The following is a 26344-nucleotide window of genomic DNA, read 5'->3' as shown; positions in this document are numbered from 1 at the left end:
CTGGCGCCGATCCAGATCGACCTCGCAGGCGATGTCCTTGTTCTGCCAGCCCTGAGCGGCCAGCAATACGATCTTGGCCCTTTGCTGCACACGAGCCTCGACACGGCCACGCCGCGCCAAGGCCGTCAACTCTCGTTCGACAACAGCATCCAGTTCGATCCTTGGGGCAATGCGCATGGCTGCGACCTCCGTCAAGGTCGGAGTGTGCCGCATCGAATAAGTTCCACTATTTCGAGCGCACTACACTAGATGTCGACAAAGTCCGAATCGCCATTGAGGCGTTTCGCGTGCCAGTCGTCAATAAAAGCGCGCGATCGGTCGGACAGGGAAGCGATCGCGCTGGCGCCGTCCTCGTGCTTCCCACTCAGGGCGATCCGGCATTTGTGGCCGTCCTTCCAATGAAGATCTGCGTGCCCAGAGATGATTCCATCGAGCATCGAACCGTCCAACTCCACCACCACATTCCAGCCGTCGTACTCGAAACGATGAGCTGCAGAGTTAGTCATCACAAGACCTCCAAGTCGCTTCCCCCCCACTCCCTCGAAATCCACGTATTCGAGCAGCAGCGGCGCCACAGCCCGCAGGAACGCAAGTTCACACGGCTTGACCTCGCGGCGTTCGACGTCGAAGTGGCACAAAATCCCGGCGACCGGCCCTGCCAGCGGGCCCACGGCCACACCGCAGTACGACGCGATCGGCCCGCCGAGTGAAGGCAGGCGGCGGTCCGTGCTGCAATCCGCACTGACAAATTCGCCGTTCGCAACCGTCAGGCAGCACAGGGTCTCCAGGAGGAAAGCGCTTCGCAAATACGCCCGGTCCTCCCTGAAGCGATCGAACACACAAAGCGGACGCATGGCGCGGTTGACGAACCCGTGCATGGCCGTGTACCGAAACTGGGTTCGACCATTCAGCAGTTCGAGCGCTGACGAAAGACCACGCTGCGCCAGGTGCGCTCTGAACACCAACAACTGCTCCTCGAAAGGGAGGTCGGTGGATGTCATGTTGGAGCCTCGAATTTTTCAAATTGTCGAGTGGACCGCGCGTTTTTCAGTATAGGTCAGGTTACTTACCAGCGACTTGTTCAGTACGTGGTCAACTCGCTCCGCAGACGCGAGAGCAGCTCAAACTCCGTCCCGTACTTCGCCTCGAACCGGGCCTTCCACGGGTGGCGGCTGACCTTCACCACGTTCAAGGGGGAGCCCTACACCCACGATGGCATGAGCACGGCTTGGACGCGCGCGCGATCGGGCAGGGACCAAGAATGCGCACTTCCACGACCTGCGCGCCAAGGCTCTGACGGACAAGAATGACAGCCAGAGCATCGGCGAGGCGCGCAAGATGGGCGGGCACTCCACCCAGCAGCAGACGATCGATCACGTGCGGCACAAGAAGCCGAAAGACCTCCGCGACACGCTGAAAAAGTGTCTACGCCGGATAATGCTCTGCCCAGCTTTTAACAGCGAAAGGCAACCATGTTCAGCAATATTGTCAATGCCATCATCTGGATGCTGATCGTCGGCGTGGCTTGGTATCTGGTGAGCTTCATCCCGATCCCGGCGCCGGTGGGTACGATCATTACGATCCTGTTCCTTGCACTGGCCGTGGTCGTGCTGCTTTCCAGCTTCGGTGTGATCAACGTTGGGGTGCCACGCCTGTACAACAAGTGATTCGCGGGTATCGTCTAGCGGTGTCAGCATCACCCTCGTCTAGACCACGCTAAAGGGGGAACCCTACTCCTACGATGGCATGAGCACGACATCGTTCGGTAGCCCCATCGCAAGTTGGGCGGCGATCTGGGCCTCGGCAAGCACGATGAGCGCGCGCCGCTGATCAGGCGCCAGCCTGTGCTGTTCGTCAAAGCCGCTGTTGCCCCACGTTTCGTACGCGCCGCGTGCGAGCCAAGCGTTGAAGGGGTCGACGTCGGCAGCGCCGAAGACGGCCATAGCTGCAGCCAGGTCCGGCCGTGCGCAATTGCGGGGCGCCTTTGGGATAGTTCACAACGAGTTTCATCGGAAACCTCCGGAGAACCTCCCCTTCGAGGAGCAGTTGCTGGTTTTCAGCGCGTGCTTGGCGCAGCAAGGATCTCCGGCTGCGCTGGAACTATAGATAGACCGCTTATCAATGCTAGTTTTATCGGAGGCTCATGCCGCGTGCTCCGTCGCTCCCACAAGAGCGTGTTCTACTCGCCCTTGGGTCCACCCGGAGCAACGTCGCCCAATCGATCGCCTGAAAGGGCCTCTTGAAGGCTGCGCCACGCGCTCGAATCTCGTTCAAGTTGTTTCGCAGTGGAGGACCGTTAAATGGCCATGGATATGCTTAAGCATCTCGCCGAATCCCGGCTGCCCGTCACGTCATATGCCCCCGCGGAAATCGATCAAGTCAAACTATTGCGCGCGGCTGACCTGATCGTCGCGCTCACACCCGCTCCGTCCGATCCCATGAAGCGGTGCGGGGGAGGCTGCACAAGTGCTCGCGATAACGCCGCCGGGTAGAGACGAGCTCGCCAGATTTTTCAATTCGCAGGGCTGACCCTTCTCCTCGTCGCCGGCTCGTGACGCCATGCATCGCCCGCGCCGACGCGCAAAATCTAGCGCTCAGCCCCAGGAAAGGAGCCGCCGTGTCCTTGGAGCTTCTTCGCCAATTCGCCGAGCGTAGGCTGCCATAGCCGGTCGGCCGCCCCAAACTAGCGCCATGCTCCCATTCCTACGACGCAAAGCCCGTCATCCTGAGCGGGTGGATCCCGAACTGCCTGATGTCAGTCAGCCCGTGCCGCTGTCCGATCCGCCCACGTGCGGCCCGGCCGACGGCATCACGGTCAGCGAGTTGTCCGAACTGGAAGCACGCGCCCTTTGCGCGCGCGAGGGTATCCCGGTTTTCTGGCCGCGGCCCGATCGCGACAAGCGCGCTGCCTGAGCCGTCACGCGCATCCAACGCAACTGTCCCTGATCCAGGAACACCCGCTGATCCAGTCGGCCGATGTGTACGCCGACCTGTTCGCCCGCGGCGCTGCGCGCCACGGAAGGTCCGGTTGTGGCCGGAAGCGGCAGGCCGCCATTGTTGACTGCCGCATGGTCAGTGCGCACGCGCTTCAATGTGATGTGGGCAACCGCCCTGCGCAATGTCGGGCTATGTCCGGCGCGTGGTTGGTCGTCGGTATGTCGCGCCGCCGTGGTCGTTGGTAGATCTTCGGTAGATCCATCTACCAATATGCGGCACTCCGCGGCCTGGGGCAATGCAGACGGACGACTTGTCCGACGCAACGGCTTGCTCAGGTATGTCTCCAGACGATCGCCGACGCTACGAGTTCAACGTGCCGTTCAATCGTCTCTTGGTCTGCGCGCGGTGCGCCCCCGCAGGCCCGGGGTGTCAACCTTTGGGGCCCCGTCCCAGATCCTGAGCGGCCAGTGACCACCGCGGCCCGACTGAACGCTCCTACGAGCAGGTCGCTTAGCGTCACCTCCTCGCGCTTCGGAGATTTGTCTGTCGGCTCTCATGTATCCCTTGTGATCGCCAACTTCAAAAGAGCCGGCCGCCGAGCTGTAGCGTCAACGTCGGGCGCCGAGATACGTACGCGGGGGCCGGGGGCGGGGAGAATTTGGTACGCAGTGAGCCCGCGGAAAGTCGGCGCCATCTCAGCGCCCAAGGTCCCAACGTTGCACCGACCGAAGCATGCGCTGCAGCCGTGGGCGACCAATCTCACGTTGTGGAAAATCGACAGGGAATGGTGTCGCACCCAACAAGTAGTACTGACGCACGACACGACAACCAAGTGTCCAGGTATTAATCGCCAACCCCCTGCCCGCTGCCACCGATTGTTTCACGACATTTTGAAGCATTGATTTTTCCTCAATGGCAGCAATGACTTAACTCTACATCCTCGTGTCCGGCAGCAAAATGTTTCACGCAATTCAGCTGGAATCACGACATTTTTCCGAACTACCACGGTTGTCAGCCATAATTAGGTTATTTAGTAACCAAATAGTCCATGCAGCCCTTCTCCATCGTCGAGATTCCTTCTGCGCATTCGGGCAGCGAAGACGCAGATGCGCCTGCCGACATGCTGCAGACCGCAGGGTCCATTGCTGGCAAAGGATGGCCTTCCGTTTGCACGCTTGCGGAACTCGGGCGAATTCTCACGCTGATACACGGCGTTCGGGCGCCCGCCGATTCATCTCTCAAGAAGTGGAGCGCCGCCGGCGCATTTCGAGATTGCCTGGCAAGCAAGGAAGACGTCGAAACCAGCGAAGTCCCCTCCTCCCTCACCCACGAAGCGCTGCAGCGGCCACGGCGGGGCGGGCGGCCAGGACTGAGGCTGCGCACCGCGGCTGCCATCGGGCGGGTGTACGAACTCTGGCCCTTTCTGGCTGATTCCGACGCCAACGCGGTGCTTGAACTGGCGGTCGCCCGGACTGCCGATCGCTTCCGCTCCGCCCTCGGACCGATCCCCGCTCCACCCCACCCCCCCGCATCACTTGCCGTGCCGGTGGCTGCGACCGAGCCGGTGCTCAAGGAAGTCCAGGAACAACTGGCCGTGTTGACCCGAGAAATGAGCGCAGTGCGGCGCGAGTTGGCGCAGTTCTCGGCGCTGCGCAACAACCTCATCACCAAGCTGGACGACGTGGTCGCGCGCGCCAAGGACGCGTTCGCAGGCAATGGGCAGGCGGCAGGTCCAGGCTTCGACCCGTTGGCCGAGGCGCGACGCGACCGCGACATGGGCCTGATGAAATCGACCTTGACCGAAATCCTGACGGCGCTGGAGCGCATCGAAGCGGGCCGAGGCTGACGCTGGCATGGGGGGGTGGTTTGAAACTACCCCCTCCTCTGCGTCTGACTGGCCAAAAAAAAAGGGGTAGTTTGAAACTACCCCCTTCGTCCTTCTTGTAGCGATTCAGACCGAATCCACGAAACCCTGCATCGTCTTGATCAGCGTCTTCTGCTGCTCTGCCGACAGCTTGATCGACAGCCTGAACGACGGGCGCCCGATCGCGTCGAAGCGCAACGAGCCCACCTTCTGCCCGCCGACCTTGAGAGCATGGCTGCCCTGGGCCGGAAGTGGCGCCGCCTCGGGAACGACCGACGGCGGCGACACCAGACGCGCGAGAGCGCTCTTCGCCGGTACCACGCCCTTCTCCGCCGACAGCGCCTGGGCCCGTGCCAGCAATCCGGCTTCGTCTTCCGCCAGCGCCTTGCCCAGATCGGTCGCCCATGCAAGCTGAATCGATTGCGGGGTCGGAAACGCCGCGATCACGGTCGCCGGCAGACGCGCCAACGCCAGTGCTTTGCCCAGGTTGCTGATGTCCACGCCCAGCGCCGCCGCCATCTGCCGGTTCGACGGATAGATTCCCTTCTCGAGCGCGCGCAGGTAAGTCATGCCTTGTTCCCAGGGCGAAGGATCCGCCCTGCCCCGGTTTTCCCGATCCATCTCCTCGATCAGCGCCCGATCGTCCAGGTTCTCGACCACGGCCCAGACCGGTAAACCGATCTGGCGGCAAGCCTCATAGCGCCGGTGACCGAACACCAATTCGTAGCGCGGGCCATCTCCCGGATTCGCGATCGCGCGAACCTTGATCGGCTGCGAGTTGCGCCCGGCTTCCTGAATCTCGCGCTTGAAATCCTCGAAAAGCTTGCCTTCGAAAGCGGACGCATGCCGGTTCGCGAATTCGCTGCGGGCGATGTCCGCGGTATCGATCAACCGGGCCGGCAAGGCGCCGTCCCAGGTCCGGAGCTCAGCGCTGACCTCGCTCAGGCGCCCTTCCAGGTCATCGACCTGCGAGGCCCGCGCCCGCAGTTCGTCGTTCTCACGCAGCAGGTCCGAGCGCTGGTCATTGGCAAAGGCCATCATCGCGCCAGGCGCGGTCTTCGGTTTCGCGAGCTCCGGGTTGGGCTGCGCCGTCGGCATGATCGATGCGAAGTCGATCTTGGAAGCTTTGTCTTTCAGTCCCATGTCAAACCGCCGTTTCCAGAACTTGCCGCTCCGCCACCTGACGCGCCCAGACCGCCTCGATCTGCTGCTCGATCAGTTCGCACATCCGATCGTAGGCCACCCGGGCCCTTGAGAAAGTCTTCGAGTTCACCGAGCCCCGCGGCAGGTCGTAGACCGTGCCGAACTCGGCGCTCGCCGTGGCCGCCACTGCCGTCTTCGGAATCTCGATCGGCAGCACCTTGTCGCCGTAGCCCTCGAGCACCCATTGCCGGACCACCGAACTCGCCGTGTCCGAAGCCTCGACCCGGGACAGCAGCACATCGATGAATTCGAAGCTCTTGTCCTTGCCCCGGCTGCGGACCAGCTGGTTGCACAGGTCGGAGAACAGATCCCAGAACTGGGCCGAACTCGCGAAGTCCAGCGCCGAAGGCGGCAACGGCATGATCACGCCATCGGCCGCCATCAGCGCATTGATGGTCACGTAGCTCAGGGAGGGCGGGGTGTCGATCACGATGACGTCGTACTCCTCGCGCGGCAAGTCCAGTCCGCGGTCCAGCACGCGCCAGAACTCGAAGCCCGGATCCCGGGCCTGGCGCGCCGGCAAATGGAATTCAGCGCCGTAGAGCAGGGGAGCGGCGCAGACCAGGTCGATACGGGGCCAGTATGTCGGGCGGACCGCATACTTCAGGTTCTCCTGGTCGCCGGTGAACAGGGACATGGCCGTGTGCTCGGTCTCGACTTCCGCATCCGGCAGGACGCCGAACAGCGTCGTCGCCGAACCCTGCGGGTCGAGGTCGACCAGCAGCACGCGGTGGCCGCGCATCGACAGGCCCTGCGCCAAGGTCACGGCCGAGGTGGTCTTGGCCACGCCGCCCTTGAAATTGGCGACGGTGATCGTGATACCTGCGGCCCCCTCCGGCCTCAGGTGCTCGGCGCGCAGTTCACGTGCCCAGCTCTGGGCCTCCGCCATCGTCCACTCGCGGCTGTTGCCATGAATCTCCCCCGCAGGGAGATCGCCACGGGTCAGGCGGTAGGAGATCTTCGATTTGTCGACGCCGCACAGGTCCGCCAGTTGCACGGCCTTCAGGGTCGGCGCAGACTTGACGGCCGTCGGCGCCAGCATGGCGGCCCGGATGCGGTCCATCATGCCGGCGATCTTGTGTGCTTGTTGCTCGATGTCCTCCAGGTTTTGACGTCGAATGGTTTGCTTGATGTCCACAGGATCTGCCTCGAAAGTTGGGGTGTTGTGCGATTATGCAGGGCACACACGAAAAAACGAAGAATCCTTGATGCATCGGCAGAAGTGGAGGGCTCCTGGGAGGGTTTGGGTCTTCTTATCCAGCCTTCTCGGGAGATTAAGAGAAGAACTTCAATGAATTCAAGAGATTAAGCTCCGCCAAAAAGACAATTTCTTCAATTAAATCAACAACTTATAAGCGATCCAAAGGGGCAAGTGTCCAGGCTTTAATCGCTTGCGTCCAGCTTTTGAGCGAAGGTGTCCAGCCTTCCATCGGCATCTGTCCGCGTCGACATCGGTGCCGTCTTCCATCTTGTCCACAGCCCCGAATTCGCTCGATCTGCACCAGCTTGACGCAAGTGTCCGGGTTTTAAGCGCCTTTTCGAGGCCCGGGACACGCCCGCGAAAGGGGGTGAAAAGCCAAATGTCCGGCTTTTAATCGCGTCGGGCAGCCACCGACGAAGGCCCGTTTCGGGCAACCGTCCAGCTTTTAATCGGGATCGCCGCGTGCCTGTCGTTCCCAAATGTCCAGGATTTGATCGGCTTCCTGTACCGATAGCGGCGCGGGCTTGTGTCCAAACATCGTTGGACATATCATCGAACTCGCAATGAGCCATCCAATCGCGGGAAATCCGGGCGAGAAGCCCCTCATGAGCCACGCCGTCGACGACGTGCTGGAGCTCAGGAAGCCGCACGAGATGATCGTGATGATGCCGCGCTCGGCCCGGGTCACCCTGACCGGCCGCCGGATCTACAGCGCGCTGCTGCAGGTCGCGCAGACGCGCCTGGTCGCCATGCCCGGCATGCCCGCGGCCGACTTCATGTTCGAGGCACCGCTGGCGGCCATCCTGCGCACCACCGGTTCCAGCGGCAGCGAGCGTACCGCGGCCAAGAAGTACCTGATCGAGATGCGCAGCCTGGAGGTCGACTGGGAGTCGACCGCCCCGGGCGACGGCGTCAAGTGGCGCGGCTTCTCGATGCTGTCCGAAGTCGCGCTGGAACTGAGGCGCGGCGAGAACTGGGTCAGCTGGTCCTATCCGCCGACCATCATGGCCGCCTTGAGGGATCCGCAGCGCTGGGCCAGGATCGATCTCGACGTCCTTGCAAAGCTCGGCTCCTACACGGCGGTGGCCCTCTACGAGATCTGTGCGCGCTATCGCGAGAACCCCAGCGGCGTCACCAGCCGCAAGCCGGTCACCTGGTGGGTCGATGCCTTGAGCAACGGGCCCGGGCCCGAACGGCGCGAATGGCGCAAGTTCAAGAACGAACGCGTCAAGGACGCGGTGGCCGAAATCAACGCCGAAACCGATCTAGAGATCGACCTGATCGAGCACAAGCAGGGCAGGGTGATCACCGAGGTCCAGTTCGCGGTGCGCAAGAAGCGCCAGGTGTCGGCACCCCGGCCGCAGGTGGGCGAACCGGTCGATGCCACGCTGGTGCTGCGCGCCGAAACGCTGGGCATTCGAGAAATCAAGCTGGAAGGCCTCCTGAAGGAGTTCGGCGACGAGCGGGTGCGCACCCAGATCGAGGTGCTCGAGCGGCGGGCCGCCAACAAGTCGCTGCGCACCATCGAGAACGCCTTCTCCTACCTTCGCTCGCTGTTGCGCAACGAGCCGCAGAGCGAAGGCGCGACCGACACCCGCGCCGCCATCCCCGCGCCTGCGGTGCCGAAGCCCGAGCCGGAGTCGGCCTCGCAGGTGGCCAATGCCGAAGGCGCGAACTGGCTGCGCGAGCAGATCGAGGCGATGAAGAAGGAAGTCGCGGCACTCGAGCCGGCACAGCTCAAGCGCTGGGTCGACCAGGCCCTGCAGGACCTGGCGCGCAAGGGCGCGCTGAACGCCGTCATCAGCCGGCGCGCAGCGCAAGGCGACGTGCTGCACGGGCTCCTGGGCTCGGCCGTGGTGTACGCCTATGCCGACGCCACCTACGGACCTGACTGGAAGGTCGACCGCCAGTTGTTCGACGCCGTGCAATAGGGCCTTGCCGACGAGGCAGGGCTCTTATGCCCTGCGCATATAAGCACCTTTCGAATGCTTCGTTCCCTCCGAAGCGACGGTCCGCGAGAATTGCAGGCTTTGCCGCGCCGCCGTTCCGGCCCGCCTGTTTTTCGCCAGGTGCTGCGCGACCGCTCTGTTCATGACTTCCTCTCCCCCGGCCGTGCCTGCGTCTCGGCCACCCCTGATCCGACTCGAATCGGTGCAGAAATCCTTCACTCTGCCCGGCGGCGAAGTATTCGACGCCGTGCGTTCGCTGTCGCTGGACATCCATGAAGGCGACGTGTTCGGCCTGATCGGCAAGAGCGGCGCCGGCAAGTCGACCCTGCTGCGCCTGATCAACCTGCTGGAGCGTCCCGATGCCGGCAAGGTGCGGGTCGGCGGCCGCGACCTGACCACGCTGTCGCGCCGCGAACTGCGCGACACGCGGCAGAACATCGGCATGATCTTCCAGCAGTTCAACCTGATCCAGAACGCGACCGTGGGCGACAACGTCGCCTTTCCGCTCAAGATCCATGGCCGCCATTCGCGCGAGCAGATCCGGGCCCGGGTCCGCGAATGCCTCGACCTGGTCGGCCTGGCCGAGAAGATCGACAGCTACCCGGCGCAACTCTCGGGCGGCCAGAAGCAGCGCGTGGCGATCGCCCGTGCGCTGGCGCCTCGGCCCCAGGTGCTGCTGTGCGACGAACCCACCTCGGCGCTCGACAGCGAGACCACGCGCGCGCTGCTCGAGACGCTGCGCGACATCAACGAGAAGCTCGGCGTGACGATCGTCATCGTCACCCACGAGCTGTCGGTGGTCGAGGTGCTGTGCCGCCAGGTCGCGATCCTCGAGCAGGGCCGCCTGGTGGAGCAGTTCGAGGTCGATGCACCAGCGACCGAGCGCGCCACTGTGCTGGGCCGCGAGATCGACGCCCTGGTGCGGCGCCGCGAGCGAGATGCGCGCGAAGCGCTCGAAGCCCGGGCCGCGGCATCCACGCAGAGGGAGCCGGCCCATGCCTGAGAACATCGTCGCCATCCTGCCCGAACTCGGGATCGCCATCGCCCAGACCTTCATGATGCTGGGCATCGGCCTCTCGGCCGCGCTCCTGATCGGCGGCCCGCTCGGCGTGCTGCTGTTCCTGCTCGGTCCGGGCCAGTCGCTGGAGAACAAGCCGGCCTTCCTGATCCTCAACTGGATCGTGAACACCGTGCGCTCCTTCCCCTTCATCATCCTTCTGGTGGCGCTGGTGCCCTTCACGCGCGTGATCGCGGGCACGTCGATCGGGCCCCTGGCGGCCGCGGTGCCGCTGTCGGTGGCGGCCATCCCGTACCTGGCGCGGCTGGTCGACCAGTGCTTGCGCGAGGTGCCGCGCGGCGTGATCGAGGCGGCCCATGCGATGGGCGCCTCCGAGCTGCAGATCATCTGGCGCGTGCTGATCGTCGAGGCCCGTTCGGGCCTGGTGCTGGCCTTCACCGTGCTGGCCGTGAGCTTCCTGTCGTACTCGGCGATCGCCGGTGTGGTGGGCGGCGGCGGCATCGGCGACCTGGCCATCCGCTACGGCTACTACCGCTTCCAGACCGACGTGATGGTGCTCACCGTGACGCTGCTGGTGGTGCTGGTCCAGATCATCCAGTTCGTCGGCAACACCGCCGCGCGCCGCCTCGACAAGAGATGACACCCCCGAAGCGCCTGCGGCGCCCCGAGTCGCTGCCAGAGGCAGCGGCTCTTCGGGTCCGTCCAAGCCTGCGCAGGCAGGCTTGGAGCCGCGGACCTCAGCCCACCCAGGGGGCGATACCAGCGGCCCGGCGAAGCCGGTTCCGCGGTATCCCTGGCTTCGGGCTGCGCCGGTGTCTCCCATTGCGCCCTGAAGCTCGGTGCGCGTCGAATCGTTTCTTCACTGCTGTTGACTGTCTCCCATGAAAACATCTCTCGTCCGCCGTTCCGTCCTCGCTCTGTCGGTGCTCGCACTGTCGCTCGGCGGCCTCTCGCTCGAAGCCCAGGCCCAGGCCGCGGCCAAGAAGGACCTGGTGATCGGCGGCACCGCCGGCTCCAACTTCGACCAGCTCAAGGCCGGCATCGTGCCGCTGCTCGAAAAGAAGGGCTACAAGGTCAAGCTGGTCGAGTTCAACGACTACGTGCAGCCCAACCTGGCGCTGGCGCAGGGTTCGCTCGATGCCAACTTCTTCCAGCACCGGGTCTACCTGCAGAAGTTCGCGGCCGACCAGAAGCTCGACATCGTCGAACTGGTGCAGGGCCCGATCGCGCCGCTGGGCATCTACGCGAGCAAGCGCAAGACGCTGGCCGAGGTCAAGGACGGCGACCGCTTCACCTTGCCCAACGACCCGAGCAACCTGGCCCGTGCGCTGGTGCTGCTGGAGCAGAACAAGCTGATCACGCTGAAGCCCGGCATCGATGCGCTGCGCGCCTCCGAGAAGGACATCGCCGAGAACCCGCGCAAGCTGAAGTTCATCCCGCTCGAGGCCGCGCAGCTGCCGCGTTCGCTGGGCGACACCGACTACGCGGTCATCACGGGCAATTTCGCGATGTCCTCGGGCCTGAAGCTGACCGAAGCCGTGGTGCTCGAGAAGACGCCCGACCACTACCTCAATGTGGTCGCGGTGAAGCGCGCCGACAAGGACGCGCCGTGGGCCAAGGACATCGTCGAGGCCTACCGCTCGAAGGACTTCCGCGCGGTGGTCGACAGCAAGTTCCCGGGCTACGCGAAGCCGACGTTCCTGCAGTAAAACGCACCTGTCGGCGCTCCAATCGAAACCGTCATTGATCGATGGAGCGGTGAGTCTGAATCACGGCCTCGCCGTCATGCCCGGTTTAAGGTCGAAGTCGATGTTCTGCCGCGGGCGGGGCGATCGCAGGATAGGCGCCAGCGTCGAGGGGCTGGCGTCGGCCACGCGCTCTTCCGATTGACAGGTGCCGAGCCAGATCGAACTGACCAGGCCCGCCAGGGCAGTGCAGAGCAAGCACCAGTCCAGGGTGCTGGAAGCGAGCTGCACCGAAGGGCGCGCGTTCGCATCGGCTCGCGCGAGTTGCGGGTGCAATGGACTGCTTGTCGGTTCGGGCGAGGGCCGCTGTGTCATCAGGGGCAAACTCCGGGTCTGGGTGTCTTGCGTTGCCGATGCAGCGGAATTCGCAGAGTGAGGCTGCGATCTCCCAGCGGCGAGGGCGCGGGGTAGACCCGTGCGCCGTACCTGGCGGCGATCGTCTGGCAGGTCAGTGCCCGCGAGGCGATCGGTCTGCCAAAGCCCTCGAAAGCGTGCGCGAGCTGCGGTCCTTCATCACCGGCATCGCGCCAGTTGATCACGGCATGATGCCCGTCGGCACGGGCCAGCACGTGCAGTGCGGTACCGCCTCGCAGCAGGCTGGCAGCCATGTCGAAGATGTGTCCGAGTAGGAGCTGGAGGTCGTCGGGCACCGCGAGCACGAAGATCGGTTGGTCTGGCAGGACGAGCTCGAGGCCGATGTCGTGGCGTTGCAGCATGGGCCCGTGGGTTCGTGACATCAGGCCCAGCAATTGCTGCAGTTCGACGGGCTCGCCGGCGGCAGCCGGAATCCGTGGAACGGCGGCCCGATCGAGGCGTGGAGCCGGCTCCGCCGCGACCTTGCGCGCCCCGATCCTCGTCGCCAGGAACCATGTTCGGGGACCGCACAGGAACGCGATCGCATGGCCGAAGAGACCCTTGTTCATTCAGCCTCCGTGCGGGTTTCCGGACCAGGGAATTCTTGACGCATCGGACGATCGGTCTTCTCTGGGTTTCTGGCGCCTTCCCTGCAATGCGGCGTATGCGCGGCAGGAAGATCACGCGATATGTTGATGATTCGGGTCACGATTCGATGGTTGACAAGAAGGCCTGGTGTTCTGCGGGGCGATGCGCTGCCACCGGTCGAGAGTCGGCCAAATGTGTGATGTGCGTGCCCTCTTCGCGAGGGGCCGCACGCGTCGTTTGATTGTTGGCGCTTCTCAGGCGATGGATTGCCGAAAGATCTGTAGTCAACGGCGCTGTGATGCAGCGGAAATTTCCTGCGTTGCAGGGCATCATCCCCGCTTCGACATCCGAACCCGTCATTGCAATGCGCACCATCGGCCTCATCGGCGGCATGAGCTGGGAATCCAGCAGCGAGTACTACCGCCTCATCAACCAGCAGGTGCGCGATCGCCTCGGGCCGCTGCGTTCGGCGCAGCTGCTGATGCACAGCGTCGACTTCGGCCCGATCGAGCGCGCCCAGCACGAGGGCCGCTGGGACGACGCCGGCGCCATCCTCGAGGATGCCGCGCGCCGGCTCCACGCCGGCGGGGCGGAGTGCATCGTGCTGTGCACCAACACCATGCACAAGCTGGCCGATCGCATCCAGGCCGCGACGCCGCTGCCTTTCATCCATATCGCCGATCCGGTTGGCGCCGCCGCCGCCCGCATCGGCGTACGCCGCGTGGGCCTGCTCGGCACCGCCTTCACGATGGAGCAAGGCTTCATGAAGGACCGGCTCGCGCAGCGGCACGGCCTGGAGGTGCTGGTGCCCGAGCCCGGCGAGCGCGCCGAGGTGCACCGCATCATCTATGACGAGCTGTGCGTCGGCATCGTCGACGACGCCTCGCGCGAAGCCTACCGTCGCGTGATCGCCTCGCTGCAGGGCCGCGGCGCCGAGGCCATCGTGCTGGGGTGCACCGAGATTTCGCTGTTGGTCAAGAACGCCGACAGCGCATTGACGCTGCTGGACAGCACGGCGCTGCATGCGGCAGCCGCGGTCGACTTCTCCCTGGCAGATTAGGTCTGGTTTACAAAGGCGGCGCGCCGTTCCGGCGCAGCCATCTCCCATCAAGGAACGAAGTCCATCATGATCATCGTCACGCTCACGTACATCCGTCCGCTCGAGGACCTCGACGTGCTCATGTCCGAGCACGTCGCCTGGCTGAAGAAGCACTACGAGAGCGGCCTCTTCATTGCATCAGGACGGCAGGTGCCTCGCAAGGGCGGCGTGATACTCGCGCGCTCCGGCAATCGCCGGGAACTCGAGGCCATCCTCGAGGAGGACCCGTTTGCAAAGAGCGGATGCGCCCGCTTCGACGTTGTCGAATTCACGCCCAGCATGACCGCGCCGGGTGCCGAAGTGCTGAAGGAAATCTAGCGGCAGGCAGTGCCTGCGGCGATCTCTCTGCGTCGTCATCGTCGACGACGACTCACTCGACGGGTTGCTCCTTCTGCGCATCGCGACGCACGATCTCCTTGACCATCGCGCTGAACTGTGTGGCGAGCACATTGCGCACCACCAGCTTGCCGATAAYCGGCGGGATCGCGAAGTCAGGCACCAGGCGACCTGAGTAGCTCAGGCGCACGGTGCCCGCGGGCAGGCTCTCGAGCGTGTAACGGCCCTCCATCTCCCTGAGGTTTCCGCCGACAGCGCGCGCCATCACCCGCCGCTGCGGGGACTCGACAACCGCCAGCTTCGCCTGCACCGGCTGCCTGAAGACCAGGAAGCTGAACTCTCCCGTCTGCTCGATCAGGAACCGGTCGGCATCGCGCTGCACCACGCGGGAACTGCGCATGTAGGGAATGAATTCGGCGAGGTGGTCGTAGTCGGTGATGACCTTCCAGGCCGTGCGCGGGTCCACCCGCATCTCGGCGGACGCCGTCACGGTGATGGACTCGCCCTGGCCGTCGGTCTTGATCTCGACCTGCTGCGCGCCCGCGGCGGCCTGGATGCACAGCACGCCGGCCAGCACCTGGGCCACCGCGCGCGGAGTCAGTGCGTGCGCCACGGCGTTGCGTTTCTCGGGGTGAACGCCATGGCAGCCTGGCCCAGGCGGTGAAGCCGCTACGGCCCCGTCTTCGCGTGTTGGGCCCGGTACTTCGAGATCTCCGATTTCAGGTCGGTGTACTGTTCGCACGGAAAGAAGCAAAGCGAATCAAGCACCTTCAGTTCCTTCTCGGCCCGCGCGAGATCGCCCATCTGCAGATAGGCCTCGCCGAGATACTCGTGCGCGCCCAAGTGCCTCGGATTGATCGTCAGCGCCTTCTCATAGTCGCTCAGTGCGGCATCCAGGTTGCCCAGCTTGCGGTGCGCGTGGCCGAGTTCGTTCCAGGCGTCGGCGTCGCCGGGGCTGCGCAGGACGTAGACGGTCATGTGCGCCAGGACTTGCTGCCAGTCCTCCTTGCGGACCGCCGCCATGCCCGCCCTGAAGTCGCGATCCGGATTGGTGGCCATCTCCCCGCCACCGCCCCCGCCCCCGCCGCCCCCACCGCCACCACCACCACCACCACCACCACCAGCCGCCAGCGCGGACAGACTGAAGGCCAGCGACATGCCGGAAATGAACACAACAATTGCGCGTTTCATGGTCGGTTTCTCCTTCACGGACAGGGCCTCAGCGGTTGTCGATGCGCCCGTAGACGCCATGAATTCCTCCGCCGGGCCCCGCGGCAAAGAAAAGCGTGTTTTCAGGCTGGCTGTTCAAGCCATTTCCGAACGCGATACCGCGCAAGCCGTCGATCACGATCGGGTGCCCGTCCGCCATGGAGAGTGTGCCCATCGGTGCCCCGGTCGTCGAGTCGAACGCGTGGACAACCCCGTCCCCGGTATTGGCGACGAGCAAGGCGTTGCTGAAGGCGCCGAAGTTGGCGGGCGCCATCGCCATTCCCCATGGCGCGTTGAGCGCACCGCCGACCGGAACGAGCCGCTTGACGAGGTGTCCCGTGGTGTCGAAGGCATCGACGGCGCCCTGGCCGGCGCCCGCAGCCTCGTTGCGCGCCAGCGCGTCCTGCCTGGCGTAGCTGACATAGATCAGTCCGCCGATCGCCTGGAGCCCGAACGGCGCGTAGCCGGATGGCATGGCCGAATCGACGAAGCCGCCCGCGACGCCGATCTTGGTGAAGTTCGAGTCGAACACGTCGACCTTCGCATGGTGAAAATCTGCTGCGTACAGAAAATCCGATGTGCCTTGGCTGGCGAGCGCCAGGCCCGTGTAGACCGTACCCGCGGCTGCGTCGTCGAAGACCGTGACCGCATGGGTCATGTCGACGTCGGGCGACCAGCCCGACAACGTGCCTGCCTGGCCGGCGAAGATGAAGGCGCTGGCACCGGACATGCCGTTTGCCGTGACCATGAAGTCCTGATGGCCATTGAAGACGATGCCGCTCGGCATGGCGCTGCCGGCAGTGCCGGGCGGAAGCGCCACCACCAGCGATTGCGGCACGCCGTTGCCGTCGTAGAGCGTCGAGCTCGAGGTACCGTTGTTCGCCACCCAGACAAACCCCCTCGGGTTGAAGGCCACGCCCCAGCCCTTGAGCAGATGCGGGTCCGTGTTGGAGCTGCCATACGGATTGCCGCTCGCGGGGAGATCGGACACCAGGCTGGTAGCGGCAAAGGTCATGCCTGCGACCGCGCTGGGCGTCACAGCCATGCCGGGGACGTAGCCGACGCCGGTGCCGGTGGCGGCGCCGACGCTCGTCGCGGCCATGCCGTTGTAGCCTCCACCGCCGCCGCAGGCGGCCAACCCAAGCGCGCCTGCGCAGGCGAGCCCGTACAACTTCAGGCGATAGGCGCTCATTTGCATCTCCTTTCGGTCCGGGGTCGGTGTATTCCGCACCGAAGCCAAAAGGTTCATTCGCCGGCGATTCAGAAGGCCAGCGAGGCGCTCAGCACCAGCGCGCTACTCGACCCGCGTCCATAGGCGGCCGGGTAGATGCCGCTGCGACCGCCGGCGACCCAGTCGAGCCGCACCTCCCACGCGTCGCGCGCGACGGCCAGCCCCAGGCTCCCGTCCAGGGTCAGGCGCGCGCCTTCGGCGGCAACGCCGCCGACTCGCACCAGGGCGCCCACGTGGGCCGTCGCGCGTGTCATCGGCGAGAGCGGCAGCCCGGCGTTGAAATCGCCATAGGCCGTGCGCGCGCCGCTGCCGAAATAGTCGGGCGAGTAATGCAGCCGCAGGTTCCATCGTTCGCCACTCAGGCCAGCGAACCCCTCGTAGAAGTCGTAGCGCGAGTCGACGCTGAAGTGAACGGCGGTCGCACCCGCTTCCCAGCCGAGGCGATCGGACAGCCGGCCCGCGTACCCCGCGTAGCCGAGCACTTGCAGCTGTTGCCGGTTGTAGGGGCCCAGCGCCACGCCCGTGAGCGATGCGCCGCCATACCAGCCGCTCGGATCGTCGTGGGTGACGCTCAGGCCGAGCGTGGGCCGTTCGTCACTGAGGGAAACGCCGCGATAGAGATAGTTCGAAAAGAACGCGACGCTCCCGCCGGTCTGTGCGGACGCGACGCAGCTGACAAGGCACAGCAAGGGGTAGAGCGCGGCACGCAGACCGGCGCTCGGCATGTCACTGACGAAGGTTGAGGGGTGTCGTGGAGCGCGTCACGGTGCGGACGCAGGCGCCAGGGCCTGCGACGCGTGCCAGTGTGGCACAAGCATCGATTCCTCCGCCGGGAAAAGAAACGACGCTGGCGATGGAGGGCGGCACGGCATGTGCCGGCAACCGCTCGCGCAACAGGGCGAACAGCCCCGCCACATGGGCTGCGGCATAGGACGAGCCCGACACCAGGTTCCAGCGGGCACCGGGCAGGGTGGTCGGCACATCGCGCCCCGGAGCGACCAAGGCAGCCGGCAAGGCCGGCTCGCCGGTGTCGTCGGCGACGGCCACGACGCCGGCATGCGAGGCCGGGAACCCGCCATCCGGCAGGTTTCGATCGACGGCGCCGATGACGCTGATGCGGCGCGAGAGCGCGACGTCCAGCAGTCGGTCGAGCAGGCGATCGGGCGGGCCGCTGAGGCTCAGGTTGATGATGTCCGCGTCGTGCGTGATGGCGAAGTGCAGGGCCATGGCAAGGCTCAGGCTCGTGCACAAGGTGGCCTGGCTGCTCTCCTGCCAGCAGGCGCGCAGCGCAAGCAGGCGCGCGTTCGGTGCCACGCCCACCATGCCGACGCCGTTGTCGGCGCGCGCGGCGATGATGCCGGCGACCGCGGTACCGTGGTCCTCGGGGAGTTCGCCCCGGCCGTCGACAAAGTTCTCCTTCAACGCCACCTGGCCCTCGAGGTCCGGGTGGTGCTCGTCGACCCGGCTGTCGATCACGGCGACCCGCACGCCGCGGCCGGTGGAGATCTCATGCAGATCCATGAGGTGCCAGGCCTGCGCCGGTGGCTGCAGCGGGTACAGCGGGTCGTCATGGCCTCGCGTTCGATAGACGTTCATGGGCTGGGCCCACTCGACGCGCGGATCGCGCGACAACGCCTGCGCCACGCGGTCGGGCGGCTGGTCGCCCGGCACGGCCAGCACGAAGCAGTCGACGGCCAGCAGCGGAAGCGCCCAGTCCGTGACCAGCGTCAATCCGTGTTCGCGGGCCAGCGCGGCAGCCACGCGGCGCCGTGCGCCGCGGGCGGGGCCGTCGCCGTAGCCGCCCGAATAGGCGCTTTCGGGTCGAAAGTGCTCCGGCGGCAGGCGCAGCAACAGCAGCACCTGCTGGCCGGCGGCGGTCGATGCAGCGCTCGGATCGGGCGGCGCGGCGCGGGCCAGCGGCTGGACCGCGGCGAGAGCGAACAGCCAGGCGACCAGAAGCCACTTCATGGCGCCGCCCGACCGTTGAGCGATTCGACCAGCAACACGGCGCTTTCCTTGCGCAGTTGCTGCACCGCCGCGGTTTCGAGGCCGGCCGGCACGGCCAGCAGATAGGCATCGGTGGTGGTCGGTCCGTAGACCAGCCGGGCCTTGCTGTCGCGCAGCACCCGCCGCATTTCCTGCTCGGTCGCCTCGGGCCGGAACCTCACGATCAGGTTGCCGCTGTCGGCGGTGGCAGTCGGTGCCGCCGGCCCGCCCAGCGCGCGGAAGGGCTGTTCGGGAGGAAGCGGCAGGAGCAGCAAGCCGCCCAGGGTCGCGATCAGAACGCACTGCGCCAGCAAGGCCCAGCGAGTCCAGGGTGCGCATTCGCGCCAGCGCTGCCTCAGCCGCGCCGCGACGCCGTCGCGTTGCCGCGGTGCCGCGCCGACGCCGACGCCGACGGCGATCCGCTCGCGCAAGGACGCGAACCCCTGGTCGACGTCGCCCGGGACGTCGATGTCCCCGTTCGAACAGGCGGCCTGAAGCTGTCGTTCCCAGGCCAGCTCGGCCTGGCAGCGCGGGCAGTCGGCAATGTGGGCCTCGACGCGGGCGCGATTCTCGGCATCGAGACGTGCGCCGACGTACCACGGCAGCAACGCCTGCACCTCCTGATGCATGTCGGTGCCGAGATGGACCACCCGCCCGCTCACGGCCAATCCTCCAGCCGGTCGGCTAGCAAGGTCTTCAGCCTGCGCCGTGCGTGGAACATGCGCGTCTTCACGGTGTCGACCGGACAGCCGACGATGTCGCCGATCTCGCGATAGCCCATGCCATGGAAGTAGGTCAGGTGGACGACCGCACGCTGTTCGAGCGAGAGCTGGTCCAGGGCTTGCGCCAGCAACGCGCGGATTTGCGACTGCGCCGCGTGATATTCAGGACCGGACTCCGACGGCGCGGGTTGATCGTCGTTGCACTCGGCTTGCACGGGCTCGTCCAGGCGGCTCAGCGCCTTGATGGCCTTTCGATAGGCGATGGCGAAAATCCAGGTCGATACCTTGCAGCGGCCGTTGTAGGTTCCGGCCCGGTTCCAGACGACCAGCATCGTGTCGTTGAGCACTTCTCCGACGAGTCCGGGCCGCCGTGTCACGCGGTCCAGGAAACGCGTGAGCCGCGGGTGGTAGGCGCGGTACAACTGCTCGAACGCCTGCAACTCGCCGTTCGCGGCCCGGCCCACCAGGCGTGCCTCGGCGCTTTCGGCCAACGGCGGCCCCTCGGCCTGTCGCCGGACGGCGTCGCGGGGATGGGGCGGCATAGGCGGCTCTTGATGTGCGGCTCTCAGAGACTTTACTCCCAGGTTGGAGGCGGGCTGCGGCGACCTGCCTCCGGGCGGGTTGAAGATGGACCCGGAAGGCACTTGCCGAACAGCTCCGTTCATTCCCGGAAACGGGCGTTCGGTTCAATAACCCCACAGCGGCCGTCGGCAAAGGCGGATGCGGCATCCGCCTGGCGCCAACCGGAGCGCCTTGCCTCACCTTCGCTTCCGTCCGGTCACCATCGTCGCCGGTAGATTCTCCCGCCACCGCCAGCTCATCACGCCCACTGCAAGCACGTGAACAATGGCAGCGACCATCAGGGCATTGGCAAGCCATGCATGGATCGCTTGCACGCGCTCGTCGCCCCAGAAGGCGTCCAGATGGCTCATCCATCCGGTGAGTCCCAAGAGAGCCACGAGCGACCAGAGCAGCCACACCATCCACAGTCCCAGAGGATCGTGGCCCCTGCAGCGTGGCGCGCGAGAGCGGACAAAGACCACGGTCGAAGCGATGGAGGGCCGCATCGCAGCAAGGCTGGCGTGCCCCCTTGAAAGCCATCCCCATAGCAAACGCGTCGCGACTGCGCCAAGGGCTGCGTAGCCAACCGCGCGATGCGCGGGTCCGCCATCGTCTTGGAGGGAGCAATAGATCACGGTCCCTGCCAGCACCCAGTGCTGAAGGCGCACCGCGGCGTCCCAGACCAGCACGCCTTCTGCGGAACGCCTCTCACCGGAGGTCGGCATGGCTACTTTTCGATCTCGCTCTTGACGGGCTCCAGCGTTTTCGCGTCGTAGTAGATCTCGACCTTCTTGCCTGCAGCGTTCTTGCCATAGATCTCATAGCAGTTCCCATCGACCTTGAACTTGGTGATGGTGTAGCCCTGCGCCGCGATCCTGGCTTTGGCGTCCGATTCCTTCATCCAATCGGCTTTCGGATAGAGCTTGCAGTTTGCCTTGGCGAAGGCGGGCGTGGATGCGAGGGCGCAGAGGCCGAGAACGACGAAAACGAGTGGCTTCAATTGTCTTGCTCCTGTTCAACCGGAGGACAAATGCTAGCACTGGCCCGGGCCACACAGGGGGCAGGGCGCTCGCCAGAGCAGGGCAGAATCGGCCCGGACACTCTGAGCGCAAATCTGGACGAGGACGCCGCCATGACCATCGAACTGAGCAAGGAAGCCCGGAAGGAGGCCATCGCCTCCATCGAGAGGTACTTCCGAGAAAACATGGACGAACCCATCGGCAACATCGCCGCGGGCGCTCTCCTTGGCTTCTTCCTGGAAGAAGTCGGGCCAGTGATCTACAACCGGGCCGTGTCTGAAGTGCAGGAGCGACTCCAGGCCAGGGTCTCGGAGCTGGACATCGAGGTCCACGAGGAGGAGTTTCAGTACTGGCGCAAGTACGATCGCAAGGGGCGGGAACGGAAGTGAAGGCGGGCGGGAGCCCGGGAGAGGTTCTTGCCATTGCGATTCGGGCGGGACACACTGGCCGCCTGAAGGCAGCGATCTCAAGGAGAACTCCCATGAGCACCGAGGCAGCGGAGAAGCGCCGGCTGGAAGAAGCGCATGCGAACCGGGCGGCCTGGAAGAAGTGGGGGCCATACCTCAGCGAGCGGCAATGGGGAACCGTGCGCGAGGACTACAGCGACAACGGCGATGCCTGGAACTACTTCACCCACGACCAGGCCCGCTCGCGCGCCTACCGCTGGGGCGAAGACGGGCTGGGAGGCATCAGCGACGACCATCAGGTGCTGTGCTTCGCCCTGGCGCTGTGGAACGGGCGAGACCCTATCCTGAAGGAGCGCGCCTTCGGCCTGGCCAACGGCGAAGGCAATCATGGCGAGGACGTCAAGGAGTACTACTTCTACCTCGACTCGACGCCGACGCACTCGTACATGAAGTACCTGTACAAGTATCCGCAGGCGGCCTACCCGTACGAGGACCTCGTCGCCACCAACCGCAGCCGCGGCAAGCACGAGGCCGAGTACGAACTGCTGGACACCGGCGTCTTCGACGACGACCGCTACTTCGACGTCTTCGTCGAGTATGCGAAGGCCGCGCCCGACGACGTGCTGGTACGGATCACGGTCTTCAACAGAGGTCAGGAAGCGGCGTCCCTGCACCTGCTGCCGACGTTGTGGTTCCGAAACACGTGGTCGCAGCCGGGCGGCGGCTCCAAGCCGATCCTCGAGCGCGTGGGTTCCACCGGGGCTTCGACCGTCCGCGCCCGTCATACCGATCCGCTGTTCCTGGAATCGCTGGGCGACTACGACCTGCATTGCGACGCCGACGTGCCGTTGCTCTTCACCGAGAACGAAACCAACAACGCTCGGCTGTTCGGCGGGACCAACGCCTCGGCCTGCGTGAAGGACGGCATCCACAACTTCATCGTCCACGGCGACACGGGTGCGATCAATCCGGCGCAGCAGGGCACCAAGGTGGCCGCGCACTACCAGATCGACATCGCTGCCGAGCAGCCGCGGGTGGTCCGGCTGCGCTTGAAGGCCTGCGGGACCGGCGCCCCGGCCAGCCCCTTCGGGGACTTCGATGCCGTGTTCGCGGCCCGGCTCCAGGAGGCCGATGCGTTCTACGCCTCGGTGACGCCGCCCGCTGTTCGCAATGACCCGGACCGCGCCGCCGTGATGCGCCAGGCGCTGGCCGGCATGCTGTGGACCAAGCAGTACTTCTACTACGACCTCGACCTCTGGCTCGAAGAGCACGGCGCGGGCAGCCAGCTGCCGCTGTCGGAGCGGCGGCGAGTGCGCAACATCGAGTGGGCGCACATGTTCAACGACGACATCATCTCGATGCCCGACAAATGGGAGTACCCCTGGTACGCCGCGTGGGACCTTGCCTTTCACATGATTCCGCTCGGCATGGTCGACCCCGAGTTCGCCAAGCAGCAGCTCGACCTGATGCTGCGCAACGACTACCTGCATCCGAACGGCCAGCTCCCCGCCTACGAGTGGAACTTCGGCGACGTCAATCCGCCGGTGCACGCCTGGGCGACGATGCAGCTGTTCCTGATCGACAAGGAGCGCCGCGGCGACGGCGGCGACATCGAGTTCCTCAAGTACGCGTTCTCCAAGCTGCTGGTCAACTTCACCTGGTGGGTCAACCGCAAGGACCGCACCGGCGCCAACGTCTTCGAAGGCGGCTTTCTCGGGCTCGACAACATCGGCGTCTTCGACCGCTCGTCGCCGCTGCCCACGGGCGGCTACCTGGACCAGGCCGACGGCACCGCGTGGATGGTGTTCTTCAGCCAGCAGATGCTGCGCATCGCGGTCGAACTGGCGCTGCAGGAGCCCTTGTACGAGGAGTTCGTCGAGAAATTCTTCCAGCACACGCTGTTCATCGCCGGCGCGATGGACCGCATGGGCGAGCGGCACGACGAGATGTGGGACGAGGAGGACGGCTTCTTCTACGACGTGCTGCGTCTGCCGGACGGCAGCGCCACGCGGCTGAAGGTGCGTTCCATCGTCGGCCTGCTGCCCCTCGCCGCGGTGGCCGTCTTCGAAGAGGACATCCTCGCGAAGCTGCCGAAGTTCCGCGAGCGTGCGGGGCTGTTCCTGGCGCGCCATCCCGAACTGGCGGCCAGCATGCATCTGCCCCAGGAGCCCGGGGTCAGCAATCGGCGGATGCTGGCGATCGTCGACGAGCGGAAGCTGCGCCGCATCCTCGCGCGCATGCTGGACGAGAGCGAGTTCTTCGGCCCGCATGGCATTCGGGCGCTGTCGCGCAGCCACCTGGAGCATCCCTACGTCTTCGAGCACGCGGGTCAGTCGTACCGGGTGGCGTACGTGCCGGGCGACTCCGACTCGGGCATGTTCGGCGGCAACTCCAACTGGCGCGGGCCGGTCTGGATGCCGATCAACTTCCTGCTGTACACCTCGCTGCTGCGCCTGTATGCCTATTTCGGCGAGGACTTCAAGGTCGAATGCCCGACCGGCTCGGGGCAGATGAGGACGCTGCTCGAAGTGGCGAAGGAACTGGGCGAGCGCCTGAGCCGGATCTTCCTGCGCGGCAGCGACGGCGCTCGGCCGGCTTACGGCTCGGCGCGGAAGTTCCGCGACGATCCCCACTGGCGCGACCTGGTGCAGTTCCACGAGTACTTCCATGGCGACACCGGCGCCGGGATCGGCGCCAGCCACCAGACCGGATGGACCGGTTGCGTGGCGCGGATCATCCAGATCAACGCCGTGCTGACGAAGGATCTGCTGCTCATGCCGGGCGCGGAGGCCGCGGCGGCGCGGGCGTTGCACGGTGTTCGCAGGGGCCCGGATTCGGGTTGACGAAGCGCCTCGCGCAGAAGGTTTCCGAGAAGCGCATCCGGGTCAACGCCGTTGCGCCTGAGACAGGGGGATGATCGCCATGCAAGGACCTCGTTATCCAGCGCTCTACCAGCTCAACACCCGTGTCGGCTTGACGGCGCTGTCGCGGTCGCTGGGCCGCGCGGCCACGCTGGACGACATGGCCGACGCCGAACTGGATCGCCTGGCCGAGATGGGCTTCGACTGGCTGTGGCTGCTGAGTGTCTGGCAGACGGGGGAAGCCGCGCAGCGCATCTCGCGCAGCCATCCGTCGTGGCGGCGCGAGTTCGAGCGAACGCTGCCCGACCTTCGCGAGGCGGACATTGCGGGTTCGGGCTTTGCGGTCACGGACTACCGCGTGCACCGCGCCCTGGGCGGTGATGCGGCACTGGCGAGGCTGCGTGAGCGCATGCGCCAGCGAGGGCTGCGCCTGATGCTCGACTTCGTGCCGAACCACATGGCCCTCGATCATCGCTGGACCGACGAGCATCCGGACTACTTCGTCCATGCCAGCGAGGACGATCTGGCGCGTGCGCCCCAGAACCATTGCCGCCTGGCGACGAGGAACGGGCCTTTGTCGCTCGCCCACGGACGGGACCCGTACTTCGACGGCTGGCCCGACACGCTCCAGCTCGATTACGGCAACGCCGATCTGCAGGCGTCGATGATCGGCGAGCTCGAACGCATCGCCGGCCAATGTGACGGCGTGCGCTGCGACATGGCCATGCTGGTCGTGCCCGAGGTGTTCGAGCGCACCTGGGGCATCCGGGCCGATCCGTTCTGGCCGAAAGCGATCGAGGCGGTGCGACGCTCGCATCCCGGCTTCCTGTTCATGGCGGAGGTCTACTGGGACATGGAATGGACATTGCAGCAGCAGGGCTTCGACTACACCTACGACAAGCGCCTGTACGACCGCCTGCACGAACAGCGCGCCCGCCCCGTGCGCGAACACCTGTGCGCGGACTTGGCCTACCAGGACAAGCTCGCGCGCTTTCTGGAGAACCACGACGAGCCGCGAGCGGCAGCCGCCTTCGCGCCCGAAGTCCACGCCGCCGCGGCCGTGCTGACCTACTTTTCACCGGGCCTGCGCTTCTTCCACCAAGGGCAATTCGAAGGCCGGCGCACACGAATTTCTCCGCACCTGGTTCGTGGGCCGGATGAACCCGTGGACCACATGCTCGAACGGTTCTATGGCCGGGTTCTCGACGTGCTGCGCCTGCCGACGCTGGGCGACGGCCATTGGTCCTTGCTGGACTGCATCCCGGCCTGGGACGGCAACGGCAGTTGGGACAACTTTATGGCCTATGCCTGGGAAGGTGCCGCCCCCGAATGGTTGCTGGTGGCCGTGAATTACTCGCCGCAGCCGTCCCAGTGCTTCGTGCGTGTTCCTGTTCCGCAGATGACGGGGCGCATCCTGCGGCTGCGGGATCTGCTCGGCCCGGCCGTCTACGACCGCCCGGGCGACGACCTGCTCGCCCGAGGCCTGTTCCTGGACCTGCCGCCCTGGGGTCACCACGTCTTCGAGGTGCAATGGCTTGCCTGATGCGATACCGGACTCCGCGGGTCGTTCACCCGGCGTGCGCGCCGGCCATCGTTTCGATCGCTTCGAAATCCCGCGTTTCCAGCAGCACCGGCCGATGCGATGCCTCGCGGTAGCGATCGAGGGCGCGGGCGTCGATGGTCGCCGCGTGCGCCTTGTAGGCCGCCACCAGGGTGTCGCCCCCGCCGCTCGCGCCGAACAGGTCGCGCAGCGGATCCTCCGCGATTTCGGCGACGATCCTGTCGCCTCCAGGGCCTTCCGGGTAGATCGCGAACCGCACGGTGGCGGTGTCGAAACAGTAGATTGCCTCGGTCATTTCCTTTGCCTCCGCTCTCGGCGCAGGCCCGCGAAGCGACTGCTTGGCACGCCTGCGCATGCCTCCACATGATCCGCGCCCGCGTCTCGAAGGTCCAACGGAACCTCTCCGGCCAGTGCGGGCTTTTTCCTGCGGCGCCGCGCACAAGGGGCGATGCACACGCGAGTCGGCCTTGCGAGGCGCGGCGACCCGGTCGCC

General features: G+C 65.6%; 28 protein-coding genes. 11 read left to right on the top strand and 17 right to left on the bottom strand.

Going from position 1 to position 26344, the window contains the following annotated elements; all coding sequences use genetic code 11:
• Window positions 1-245: 245 nt before the first annotated feature.
• A complete protein-coding gene (locus AC1DYD_RS30950; RefSeq protein WP_478176570.1) occupies window positions 246-1001 on the bottom strand; it encodes a hypothetical protein in 756 nt (251 codons plus the stop codon).
• A gap of 471 nt (window positions 1002-1472) precedes the next feature.
• Here AC1DYD_RS30950 and AC1DYD_RS30945 point away from each other — a divergent pair, with 471 nt between their 5' ends.
• Complete coding sequence (locus tag AC1DYD_RS30945; protein ID WP_286521153.1) at window positions 1473-1667, top strand: hypothetical protein; 195 nt, start codon at window positions 1473-1475, stop codon at window positions 1665-1667.
• Window positions 1668-1736: 69 nt separating this feature from the next.
• Here AC1DYD_RS30945 and AC1DYD_RS30940 read toward each other — a convergent pair whose 3' ends face one another.
• Together AC1DYD_RS30940 and AC1DYD_RS30935 are read right to left on the bottom strand one after the other, a co-directional pair.
• Complete coding sequence (locus AC1DYD_RS30940) at window positions 1737-1943, bottom strand: hypothetical protein (protein ID WP_478176569.1); 207 nt, start codon at window positions 1941-1943, stop codon at window positions 1737-1739.
• Between the two features lie 816 nt (window positions 1944-2759).
• A complete protein-coding gene (locus tag AC1DYD_RS30935; RefSeq protein WP_478176568.1) occupies window positions 2760-3083 on the bottom strand; it encodes a hypothetical protein in 324 nt (107 codons plus the stop codon).
• Between the two features lie 902 nt (window positions 3084-3985).
• Between AC1DYD_RS30935 and AC1DYD_RS30930 the strand changes: the two genes are divergently transcribed.
• Complete coding sequence (locus AC1DYD_RS30930) at window positions 3986-4783, top strand: hypothetical protein (protein WP_478176567.1); 798 nt, start codon at window positions 3986-3988, stop codon at window positions 4781-4783.
• 105 nt (window positions 4784-4888) lie between these two features.
• Here AC1DYD_RS30930 and AC1DYD_RS30925 read toward each other — a convergent pair whose 3' ends face one another.
• Together AC1DYD_RS30925 and AC1DYD_RS30920 are read right to left on the bottom strand one after the other, a co-directional pair.
• Entirely contained in the window at window positions 4889-5899 is a 1011-nt protein-coding gene (locus AC1DYD_RS30925; protein WP_478176566.1) for a ParB/RepB/Spo0J family partition protein, read from the bottom strand.
• A gap of 46 nt (window positions 5900-5945) precedes the next feature.
• Window positions 5946-7142 carry a ParA family protein gene (locus AC1DYD_RS30920; protein WP_478176565.1) on the bottom strand — a complete coding sequence of 399 codons (1197 nt, stop codon included), beginning with the start codon at window positions 7140-7142 and terminating at the stop codon, window positions 5946-5948.
• Window positions 7143-7810: 668 nt separating this feature from the next.
• Between AC1DYD_RS30920 and AC1DYD_RS30915 the strand changes: the two genes are divergently transcribed.
• From AC1DYD_RS30915 to AC1DYD_RS30900, 4 genes are all read left to right on the top strand, one after another.
• Window positions 7811-9136, top strand: coding sequence for a hypothetical protein (locus tag AC1DYD_RS30915; protein WP_478176564.1), 1326 nt, complete (start codon window positions 7811-7813; stop codon window positions 9134-9136).
• A gap of 160 nt (window positions 9137-9296) precedes the next feature.
• The gene (locus AC1DYD_RS30910; RefSeq protein ID WP_478176563.1) at window positions 9297-10157 is read left to right on the top strand and encodes a methionine ABC transporter ATP-binding protein; all 861 of its coding nucleotides are present in this window, start codon (window positions 9297-9299) and stop codon (window positions 10155-10157) included.
• A complete protein-coding gene (locus AC1DYD_RS30905) occupies window positions 10150-10812 on the top strand; it encodes a methionine ABC transporter permease (RefSeq protein ID WP_478176562.1) in 663 nt (220 codons plus the stop codon). The genes AC1DYD_RS30910 and AC1DYD_RS30905 overlap by 8 nt, the downstream gene beginning before the upstream one ends.
• Before the next feature lie 241 nt (window positions 10813-11053).
• A complete protein-coding gene (locus AC1DYD_RS30900) occupies window positions 11054-11881 on the top strand; it encodes a MetQ/NlpA family ABC transporter substrate-binding protein (RefSeq protein ID WP_478176561.1) in 828 nt (275 codons plus the stop codon).
• Window positions 11882-11941: 60 nt separating this feature from the next.
• Here the strand turns inward: AC1DYD_RS30900 and AC1DYD_RS30895 are convergent, their stop codons facing one another.
• Entirely contained in the window at window positions 11942-12193 is a 252-nt protein-coding gene (locus AC1DYD_RS30895; RefSeq protein ID WP_478176560.1) for a hypothetical protein, read from the bottom strand.
• 38 nt (window positions 12194-12231) lie between these two features.
• On the bottom strand, window positions 12232-12840 hold the full coding sequence (locus AC1DYD_RS30890) for a hypothetical protein (RefSeq protein ID WP_478176559.1): 609 nt from the start codon (window positions 12838-12840) through the stop codon (window positions 12232-12234).
• A gap of 383 nt (window positions 12841-13223) precedes the next feature.
• Here AC1DYD_RS30890 and AC1DYD_RS30885 point away from each other — a divergent pair, with 383 nt between their 5' ends.
• A complete protein-coding gene (locus tag AC1DYD_RS30885) occupies window positions 13224-13919 on the top strand; it encodes an aspartate/glutamate racemase family protein (RefSeq protein ID WP_478176558.1) in 696 nt (231 codons plus the stop codon).
• Between the two features lie 66 nt (window positions 13920-13985).
• Window positions 13986-14276 carry a YciI family protein gene (locus tag AC1DYD_RS30880; RefSeq protein WP_478176557.1) on the top strand — a complete coding sequence of 97 codons (291 nt, stop codon included), beginning with the start codon at window positions 13986-13988 and terminating at the stop codon, window positions 14274-14276.
• A 52-nt stretch (window positions 14277-14328) separates the two neighbouring features.
• Here AC1DYD_RS30880 and AC1DYD_RS30875 read toward each other — a convergent pair whose 3' ends face one another.
• The 9 genes from AC1DYD_RS30875 to AC1DYD_RS30835 all read right to left on the bottom strand — a co-directional run bounded on the left by AC1DYD_RS30875 (window position 14329) and on the right by AC1DYD_RS30835 (window position 21003).
• Complete coding sequence (locus AC1DYD_RS30875; protein WP_478176556.1) at window positions 14329-14907, bottom strand: SRPBCC family protein; 579 nt, start codon at window positions 14905-14907, stop codon at window positions 14329-14331.
• 56 nt (window positions 14908-14963) lie between these two features.
• Window positions 14964-15485, bottom strand: coding sequence for a tetratricopeptide repeat protein (locus AC1DYD_RS30870; RefSeq protein ID WP_478176555.1), 522 nt, complete (start codon window positions 15483-15485; stop codon window positions 14964-14966).
• Between the two features lie 28 nt (window positions 15486-15513).
• Window positions 15514-16695 (bottom strand): TIGR03118 family protein, encoded by a 1182-nt coding sequence (locus AC1DYD_RS30865; RefSeq protein ID WP_478176554.1) that lies wholly within the window; start codon window positions 16693-16695, stop codon window positions 15514-15516.
• A gap of 68 nt (window positions 16696-16763) precedes the next feature.
• Window positions 16764-17459, bottom strand: a complete 696-nt coding sequence (locus AC1DYD_RS30860; protein WP_478176553.1) for a TorF family putative porin — start codon at window positions 17457-17459, stop codon at window positions 16764-16766.
• Between the two features lies 1 nt (window position 17460).
• A complete protein-coding gene (locus AC1DYD_RS30855; protein ID WP_478176552.1) occupies window positions 17461-18702 on the bottom strand; it encodes a S8 family serine peptidase in 1242 nt (413 codons plus the stop codon).
• The gene (locus AC1DYD_RS30850; protein WP_478176551.1) at window positions 18699-19382 is read right to left on the bottom strand and encodes an anti-sigma factor family protein; all 684 of its coding nucleotides are present in this window, start codon (window positions 19380-19382) and stop codon (window positions 18699-18701) included. The genes AC1DYD_RS30855 and AC1DYD_RS30850 overlap by 4 nt, the downstream gene beginning before the upstream one ends.
• Window positions 19379-19984, bottom strand: a complete 606-nt coding sequence (locus tag AC1DYD_RS30845) for an RNA polymerase sigma factor (protein WP_478176550.1) — start codon at window positions 19982-19984, stop codon at window positions 19379-19381. The genes AC1DYD_RS30850 and AC1DYD_RS30845 overlap by 4 nt, the downstream gene beginning before the upstream one ends.
• Window positions 19985-20200: 216 nt before the next feature.
• On the bottom strand, window positions 20201-20728 hold the full coding sequence (locus AC1DYD_RS30840) for a cytochrome b/b6 domain-containing protein (RefSeq protein WP_478176549.1): 528 nt from the start codon (window positions 20726-20728) through the stop codon (window positions 20201-20203).
• 2 nt (window positions 20729-20730) lie between these two features.
• Window positions 20731-21003 carry a PepSY domain-containing protein gene (locus AC1DYD_RS30835; protein ID WP_478176548.1) on the bottom strand — a complete coding sequence of 91 codons (273 nt, stop codon included), beginning with the start codon at window positions 21001-21003 and terminating at the stop codon, window positions 20731-20733.
• Window positions 21004-21135: 132 nt separating this feature from the next.
• Between AC1DYD_RS30835 and AC1DYD_RS30830 the strand changes: the two genes are divergently transcribed.
• The 3 genes from AC1DYD_RS30830 (at window position 21136) to AC1DYD_RS30820 (ending at window position 25833) form a co-directional block, all read left to right on the top strand.
• Window positions 21136-21411: a DUF2164 domain-containing protein gene (locus AC1DYD_RS30830; protein WP_478176547.1), complete on the top strand. Its 276-nt coding sequence runs from the start codon at window positions 21136-21138 to the stop codon at window positions 21409-21411.
• 92 nt (window positions 21412-21503) lie between these two features.
• On the top strand, window positions 21504-24272 hold the full coding sequence (locus AC1DYD_RS30825) for an MGH1-like glycoside hydrolase domain-containing protein (protein WP_478176546.1): 2769 nt from the start codon (window positions 21504-21506) through the stop codon (window positions 24270-24272).
• Window positions 24273-24351: 79 nt separating this feature from the next.
• On the top strand, window positions 24352-25833 hold the full coding sequence (locus AC1DYD_RS30820; protein WP_478176545.1) for an alpha-amylase family glycosyl hydrolase: 1482 nt from the start codon (window positions 24352-24354) through the stop codon (window positions 25831-25833).
• A 25-nt stretch (window positions 25834-25858) separates the two neighbouring features.
• Here AC1DYD_RS30820 and AC1DYD_RS30815 read toward each other — a convergent pair whose 3' ends face one another.
• Window positions 25859-26146, bottom strand: a complete 288-nt coding sequence (locus AC1DYD_RS30815) for a hypothetical protein (protein ID WP_478176544.1) — start codon at window positions 26144-26146, stop codon at window positions 25859-25861.
• Window positions 26147-26344 lie beyond the last annotated feature (198 nt).

Source organism: Variovorax sp. P4_B11 (assembly GCF_056402355.1).
The sequence above is the reverse complement of the archived record's forward strand: the minus strand, read 5'-3'. Positions and strand labels throughout refer to the sequence as shown.